This is a genomic window from Corallococcus praedator, from assembly GCF_003612125.1.
Lineage (GTDB): Bacteria > Myxococcota > Myxococcia > Myxococcales > Myxococcaceae > Corallococcus > Corallococcus praedator.
In genome coordinates this window covers 1-1,007 of record NZ_RAWI01000762.1, presented here as the reverse complement: position 1 = coordinate 1,007, position 1,007 = coordinate 1, and the positions used below count along the sequence as shown (strand labels likewise).

The 1,007-nt window shown below is 69.8% G+C and carries 2 protein-coding genes; both read right to left on the bottom strand.

The genetic code is table 11. The features are described 5' to 3' along the window. The coding region (locus D7Y13_RS41560) for a 2-dehydropantoate 2-reductase N-terminal domain-containing protein (RefSeq protein WP_158626208.1) at window positions 1–407 on the bottom strand (407 nt) is incomplete at its 3' end. A gap of 30 nt (window positions 408–437) precedes the next feature. Next, window positions 438–1,007 (bottom strand): hypothetical protein (locus tag D7Y13_RS46220; protein WP_120631064.1); only part of this gene is annotated, 570 nt, incomplete at its 5' end.

Below are 1,007 nucleotides of genomic sequence, written 5' to 3'. Positions count from 1 at the left end.
CCGGAGAGCACCGCGACGTACGGGTGGAACTCCTCCGGCAGACAGTCCTCCAAGAGCTCCGTCATGGTGAGGAGCGTTTCGTTCTCGATGCCCTTGGACACCGTCACCAGGGGCACACCCTTGGGCAGGAACGCCTTCGCGCGCGCGAGCACCTCGCGCGTGGCGTGGCTGGGCGTGGCGAGCACCACCATCTCCGACCCGGCCAGCGCCTCCTCCAGGTCGGTGGTGGCGCGCACGCGCTCGGAGAGGGGGATGCCCTTGAGGTAGGTGGCGTTCTCGTGGCGGGTGTTGATGGCTTCCACCGCGCCGGGCTCACGGCCCCACAGGCGGACCTCCTCGCAATTCACCGCCAGCACGTTCGCGAGCGCCGTACCGAACGAGCCTGCACCGATGACACTGCCGCGCATGGATGACCTCAAGTCGAGAAGGAGGGGGCTTCAGAACAACGCGGACACCACGCCAATGGACAACGTGGGCATGAACTCCGCATCCGTGGAGCGACTGCGGAAGTCGCCGCCGACGGAGACAGCGTAGGACGTCTTTTCGCCGACCGGAAACTCCGCGCCCAGGCGCAGGAGGATGGACGCGTCCACCTTCCACGCGGGCGGCAGGCCGCTCAGGGGCGAGGACTGGATGGGGTCCAGGTCGAAGGCCAGCAGGCACCGCAGGTCCATGTACGGACGCACCGAGCGCGGCCCGTCACCCTGGAAGGAGGCCACGACGCCCGGGGCCACGTTCCAGTCGCGCCGGCCGCTCAGGTAGCGCGCGCCCTTCTGCTCCGTGTCCGGGGGACGCAGGAAGAACGCACGGCCTCCATCCACCACGAGCGCCAGGCTGCCGTTCGCACCGTCCAGCAGGGTGAAGCGCGCGCCCGCGCGGATCTCCGTCATCAGGCCGTAGACGCTGTCCACGCCCAGCCCCAGGTCCAGCGCCGGCAGGACGCCGTACAGGCCCCGCGCGGACACGAACGGGTAGCCCAGCTCCATGCCCACGCCCAGGTGCCCCGA